This is a genomic window from Marinagarivorans sp. (assembly GCF_982758155.1).
Genome location: NZ_CEXWTU010000064.1, coordinates 15,128 through 21,828 on the forward strand (window position 1 = coordinate 15,128; position 6,701 = coordinate 21,828).

Annotated in this window: 6 protein-coding genes; 3 read left to right on the forward strand and 3 right to left on the reverse strand. The window is 47.5% G+C overall.

Annotation, left to right across the window (positions count from 1 at the left end):
- On the forward strand, positions 1-658 hold a 658-nt coding region (locus tag AC3A8L_RS09320; RefSeq protein ID WP_487961974.1), incomplete at its 5' end, for an ABC transporter ATP-binding protein.
- A gap of 23 nt (positions 659-681) precedes the next feature.
- Here the strand turns inward: AC3A8L_RS09320 and AC3A8L_RS09325 are convergent.
- Complete coding sequence (locus tag AC3A8L_RS09325; protein ID WP_487961975.1) at positions 682-1,413, reverse strand: LytR/AlgR family response regulator transcription factor; 732 nt, start codon at positions 1,411-1,413, stop codon at positions 682-684.
- 74 nt (positions 1,414-1,487) lie between these two features.
- On the reverse strand, positions 1,488-2,549 hold the full coding sequence (locus tag AC3A8L_RS09330; protein ID WP_487961976.1) for a sensor histidine kinase: 1,062 nt from the start codon (positions 2,547-2,549) through the stop codon (positions 1,488-1,490).
- Between the two features lie 128 nt (positions 2,550-2,677).
- On the opposite strand from AC3A8L_RS09330, the gene argH reads away from it, so the two are divergent.
- Entirely contained in the window at positions 2,678-4,093 is a 1,416-nt protein-coding gene (argH, locus tag AC3A8L_RS09335; protein WP_487961977.1) for an argininosuccinate lyase, read from the forward strand.
- A gap of 235 nt (positions 4,094-4,328) precedes the next feature.
- Positions 4,329-5,711 carry an FHA domain-containing protein gene (locus AC3A8L_RS09340; RefSeq protein WP_487961978.1) on the forward strand — a complete coding sequence of 461 codons (1,383 nt, stop codon included), beginning with the start codon at positions 4,329-4,331 and terminating at the stop codon, positions 5,709-5,711.
- 31 nt (positions 5,712-5,742) lie between these two features.
- Here the strand turns inward: AC3A8L_RS09340 and dapB are convergent, their stop codons facing one another.
- On the reverse strand, positions 5,743-6,549 hold the full coding sequence (gene dapB / locus AC3A8L_RS09345) for a 4-hydroxy-tetrahydrodipicolinate reductase (RefSeq protein ID WP_487961979.1): 807 nt from the start codon (positions 6,547-6,549) through the stop codon (positions 5,743-5,745).
- Positions 6,550-6,701: the final 152 nt, after the last annotated feature.

Here is a 6,701-nt window from a genome sequence, read left to right on the forward strand (position 1 = left end):
GATTGAATCAGGCCAAACCGTTGCGCTTGTCGGACAATCGGGTAGCGGAAAAAGCACGCTTGTCAGCTTACTACTTCGGTTTTACGAGCCAGAATCAGGCACTATTTTAATTGACGGCCAACCCATTAGCGAAGTCACGCTCGCCAGCCTCAGGGCGCAGATTGCTTTTGTTAATCAACAAACCACATTATTTAACGATACTATCGCGGCAAACATCGCGTATGGCGAAGATGTGACCCTCGACAAGGATACGCTGGTAGCAGCAGCCCAAAGCGCTAACGCCTTAGATTTTATCGAGCAGCAAAAGCATAAATTTGAAACCTCTATTGGTGAAGCCGGTGATCGTTTGTCGGGTGGACAAAGGCAGCGCCTTGCAGTTGCCCGCGCACTGTATAAAGATGCTCCGATACTGGTTTTAGATGAAGCAACATCGGCACTTGATAATGAATCAGAAAAGTTGATTCAAGAGGCGCTGGAAACATTACAAAAAGGCCGAACAACAATTGTTATCGCTCATAGGCTCTCAACGATTGAGAATGCCGATATCATTGTGGCTATGCAGAACGGTGAAATTACGGAGATGGGTAATCACAAAACATTGCTAGAAAAAGGCGGTTATTATGCGTCGCTTTACGCAACGCAGTTTAGTGATCATTAACCGGAAAGTTGGAATCAGGGAGCTTAGAGGCTACTCAAAAGCTCCCTAACCGCTGCAACATGTCGACGACTTACAACTGGTTTGAAATCAACGCCTTTCAGTTTGAGCTCATACTGACCAGAAGATAAGCGCTCTAGTTTCTCGATATTTTTCACCGCAACCAACGCATTGCGGTGAACGCGAACAAAGCTGCTTTCAAATTCATCTTCCAGTTCTTTAAGCGTGTCATCGATAAGGGTATCGCCACCAAGGTGCATAATCGTTACGTACTTCTGGTCGGCCATAAAACAATAAATATCATCAATTGGTACCAGCTCAACGCCTCGGCGTGTTTTAGCCGCAATGTTTTTGCGCTGATTGGGGTTAGGCTCTTTTAAGCGTGCTTTTTGAACTTTATTAATACGACTCGCCTTCGCTAAGGCTAGCTCAAGTTGATCCTGCCTTAGTGGCTTGAGCAAATAACCTACGGCTAAAGTATCAAAAGCCTCCAAGGCGTATTCATCATAGGCTGTACAAAAAATAACAGCCGGCGGCTCATCCAGCGTCGATATAGTGCGCGCAGCACTTAGGCCATCCTCACCGGGCATGCGTATATCCATAAGAACGATATCGGGATCCAAATCATTAATTGACGTTAACGCAGCCTGCCCATTGCCAGCCTCGCCAATCACCTCGTACCCATCAATGCGCTCGATCATTCGCATCGCACGCTGGCGTGCGAGTAGCTCATCATCAACGACTAATACCTGTTTCAAGTGACACCCAATCCTTTTAAGACAATTTTTTACATGCTACCGCAACCTGCATGCACTCTATTCTTTAGTCTAGCCTAGCCACCAGTATTAGCGCTATTTTTCTCAACTGACGCCGGAAATTGTAACTGAACGCTGAATCGGCCCGCCTGCGCAACAATAAAAATACGCGCCTTAGGGCCATAATAAGCCTCTAAACGACGCTTCATGTTATCCATGGCAATGCCATTACCTTGCGTTTTTCGCCCACTGGGCGGCTCTAAGGGTAGAGGATTTGAAACAGCGAGTTGCACATCGCCCCCCATAACGCGCACTTCAACATCGACCACGCCACCCTCTGGCAGAGGCTGCACCCCATGATAAATAGCGTTTTCGATTAATGGCTGCAATATTAAGCTTGGCACCATAACCGAGTTAACCTCTCCAGAAATATTCCATTTTACGGCAAGGCGCTCGCCTAACCTTAGCTCTTCTATTCGGCTAAAACGACGGCATAACTCCAACTCTTTATCCATCGTCACAAGGCCTGGCTCGCTAAGACTTGCCCTAAAAAGATCCGATAAATCTTCAACGGTTCGCTCTGCAAGCTGCGGATCCACCTCAATTAAGCTCGCAATAGAGTTCATACTATTAAAGAGGAAGTGTGGGCGAATCCTTGATTGCAGCGCCTGAATACGTGACTGTAACTCAGCATTCTGTTGATTTCTAAGCTGTTGCTGCAAATAAAAATAACGCAAAACAACGCCAGCAAAAACCGCTGCAATGATGGTATTACAGAGCACCATATACCACTCAACAGTGTGGCCATTAGCCTGAGTAATGACACCCAAGGAGCTGAATGCTGCCGTAATGCACAATACGATAGCGTAGCTGACGCCCCCAGCCAATTCAGGCGTTTGCCGCCGAAACCAGCCCCGCAAAGGACATAAGCAAGCGGCACTTGCCAGCACAACCCATTGAACCATCATTGAGACTAGGCCAAAGCGATACCAACTAAGCCCCCCCACCGATGCCCCCGCCATAGACAGCGCAATGGCCAAAAGCTCGCCCACAATCACAAGGTGGAATACCGCCTGGCCCGTACATAAATCAGGCAAGAAGTCTTCTTGCCGCACAATATTGAATGAATTGTCTGTCATTTTTTGTTGTCTGTTCCGACTCGTTTATAATGCGCCAACTTTAATAGCCACTCAATGCAGTTTAGCGCCCATAAAGCACTTCTGCATCAGGCCATGATTAACCCGCAAAAGCGAACCCGAGAACACTTATGAGCGATAACAACACCAACAACCCCGAACAAAATACCAATAGCCAGTGGGGCGGGCGCTTTAGCGAGGCCACCGACGAGTTTGTACAACGCTTTACAGCCTCGGTCACTTTTGACCAGCGCTTTGCCAAACAAGACATTCAAGGCTCTATTGCTCACGCCACGATGCTAGCCACTGCCGGTGTACTGACCGAAGAGGAAAAGAACCTCATAATTACAACGCTTAACGATATCGCAAAAGATATTGATGCTGGACAGTTTGAGTGGAGCATCGCCCTTGAGGATGTTCATATGAACATCGAAAGCGAACTGACTAAGCGAATAGGCATTACCGGAAAAAAATTACACACAGGCCGCTCTCGCAATGACCAAGTCGCTACAGACATCCGTTTATATTTACGCGATGAAATTGACTTTATTGCGACAGAATTAACGCGCCTGCAGCAAGGTATCATCGGCTTGGCCGAACGTGAGGCCGACACCATAATGCCAGGCTTCACTCATTTGCAAACGGCACAGCCGGTTACCTTTGGCCACCACCTAATGGCTTGGTATGAAATGCTAACACGAGATTTTGGGCGCCTGATGGGCTGCCGTAAACGCATGAACTACTCGCCACTAGGGGCCGCTGCATTAGCGGGCACCACCTACCCTATCAATCGCGATTTAACCGCCGAGCTATTAGGCTTCACAGCTCCAACTCGCAACTCGCTAGATTCCGTCTCTGATCGTGACTTTGCAATCGAATTTTGCGGCTTTGCTGCAATTTTGCTAACGCACATGTCCCGCATGAGTGAAGAACTTATTCTTTGGGCATCCGCACAATTCGACTTTATCGATTTGCCGGATCGTTTTTGCACTGGCTCATCTATTATGCCGCAAAAGAAAAACCCAGATGTCCCGGAGCTTGTTCGCGGTAAAACGGGACGAGTGAACGGCCATCTAGTTTCCCTTTTAACACTGATGAAGTCACAGCCTCTTGCTTACAACAAAGATAACCAAGAAGACAAAGAGCCTTTATTCGATACCGTCGACACCGTACGTGATTGCCTGCGCGCATTTGCCGACATGATCCCCGCGATCACCCCAAAGAAAGAAAGTATGCGTAATGCGGCCATGCGAGGCTTCGCAACAGCCACAGACTTAGCCGATTACCTAGTTCGTAAGGGCATTGCTTTTCGCGATGCACACGAAATTGTCGGTAAATCTGTTGCTTTCGGTATTGAGCAAGGTCGTGACTTATCTGAGATGACATTGACTGAACTGCAGCAATTTTCAGCAGAAATAACACAAGACGTTTTTGATGTGTTGACGCTAGAGGGATCGGTAGCCGCTCGTGACCACATTGGTGGCACAGCCCCCAATCAAGTCCGTATTGCCACAGCTAATGCAGCTCTAGAGCTCACCAAGCGTTAATCCTATGTTTTTATACGCAGCGGAAGGCTTTTAAAGTATCCACTCGAAATACACCATAGTGTGACTCGGTTCAGCATAAGCATTACTGAACCATCACTTTATAGTGTATTTCGAGAATTCGTTCAAATAATAACCAAAAGCTCCTGCTGACATAAATGACTCTCGTGCCACTTTATGGTCTAATTGAAAGCTGACAACGTTTCAATCCCACACGAAACAACCAACAGGTACTGGCGTGACCATCGACGAAATTAATATCCCGCAAGCAACATCATCGGAATTTCAACTGACCAGCAAAGCCACGGGTACCACTTACCCGTTGCTCGATGAGGTTTTGGTTGGCAGAGAGCTTGATTGTACAATTCGTTTGCAGGATCCGCAGATTAGACGCTACCACGCTAAAGTGAGCGCAAGCGAAGACGGATTATTTCTAGAAGATTTAAATTCTAAAAATAACACCTATCTTAACGGTTGCCGTATTGGCACTGGCGCCTGGGTCACGCTAAGCGACGAAATTAATTTTGATGGGGTTAAATTTACGGTTGAAGCCGTCAGCCTGCCCAATGAAGAGCCGGTTGAGCACATCAACATTGAAGACACCCTTGGCTTTGGTACGCCATTTTCCAAGCCAGCCGCCGCCCCAGAGATGCCCTTTTCAAACCAGGATGTTGTAGAAGCCACAAGAGCACTAGAAGAACGCGCCAAAGCACGACTGCAGCTGTTCAAGGAATCGGAAGAGTCTGGCCTGAATCCGGACTGGGAAGAATTTATCGCCAATCGCAATAAAAAAGCACTGAGCGAACCGAGCCCAGTAAAACCGCTGGTATTCCCTATTCAGGCAGGCAACAGCACACCCGCGAGCCAAAGTAACAGCGGAGAACAAAAAACGGCTGTTATAACACCAATATCAAGCCGACAATCAACAACGCCGTCCCGCTCTGCCGATGAGGAGCTTGCAGAGCTCGAAAGAGAAATTGCAGCGTTAACTGACGAGCCACTCATTGATGAAGCACCAGCAGATTCAGTACAGGAAAGTCAAAATATTCAAGAAAATGCATTGATAGATGAAAACATCGAAGAAAACCTAATCGATCCCCCCGAAACAATTGAAGCCCCTCAGTCTCCGCTTGAGCAAGAAGATCGCTCAGTGGGCACTTCAGCCAAAAGAAGCTCTAGCGCCGTAAACTTAGGAAGCGGGCCTCGCCTTTTAGCCCAAACTGCCCCCATTCGAGGGAAGTGTTACCTTTTAGCCGCTACAGATGCGAAAAAAACATGGACTATAGGTCGTGCTAACAACACTGATATGCAACTTAGCGAAGATGCCATTGACCTCGTGCATGCACATATAGAGCTCTCCGATACAGGCTATAAAATCCGCACCACTCGTACAACCAATGGCATGCTGATCAACGGGAAGTTTAATGCCGAAGCCACGTTAAAGCATAACGATACTATTCAATTTGGTCGCATTGAGTTCATTTACCGCGATGACGAAATTGCAGTGCAGCCTACAAAAGCTAGCAAGCCGCGGAAAATTAATTACAGCTTGATTGCTGGCGCCCTTGTTGTTCTTGGCGCACTGCTTACAGCATTATTAAATTCACCAATCCCATTATAAATAAAGTGCGGCTCAAACGGCCGCACTTTATTTAGCGTAACTTCAGCACATCCTGCATATCAAACAAACCCGATGACTGCCCTTGTAGCCACACCGAAGCTCTGACTGCACCCCGAGCAAATGCCATCCGACTTGTCGCTTTATGTGTTATTTCAACACGCTCACCGTCGGCTAAGAAACTTACCGTATGATCGCCAACAATATCACCACCACGAACAGTGGCAAAACCTATCGTTTTCCGTTCTCGCGCTCCGGTTTGGCCTTCGCGCCCATACACTGCAACATCATCCAAATTTCTACCTGTCGCATTAGCGAGCACCTCGCCCATACTTAAAGCGGTACCTGAAGGCGCATCTAACTTGTGGCGGTGATGCGCTTCATAAACCTCAATATCAACATCATCCCCCAAAACACGAGCAGCGACATCTAACAGTTTGAAACACAGGTTAACTCCCGTGCTAAAGTTAGACGCCAGACAAAGAGGGATTGCTGTTTGATAGCTAAGAAGCTTTTCTTTTTGCTCAGGGGTGAATCCTGTCGTGCCAATGACCATGCCCTTGCCATACTTTGCGCATAATGCGGCGTTGGCCAAAGTGGCATCTGGGAGCGTAAAATCAATCAATACGTCAAAATCATCTATGCACTCGCTTAAATTGTCGACCGTTAGTAAGCCCACCTTTCCAATGCCTGCAAGCTCACCCGCATCAACCCCCAGCAGAGAGCTACCTGCACGCACAATAGCAGCAGATAATAATGCATCATCAGATATTTTCGCGGCTTCAACTAAAATTTTACCCATGCGCCCATTGGCGCCCACAACCGCAATACGCGTTGTCATAAGCTCTCTCTTTTAAAAATCACAATTTGAATATTTAGGGCCGAGGAAAAAATACTTTATCCAATAATACTTGCCCCCTGCGTCCTCAACTGCGTTGCCCAAAGCGTTACATGCCCCGGCATGCGCCCCTTCGGGCGCCTTGTTGAGAAAAC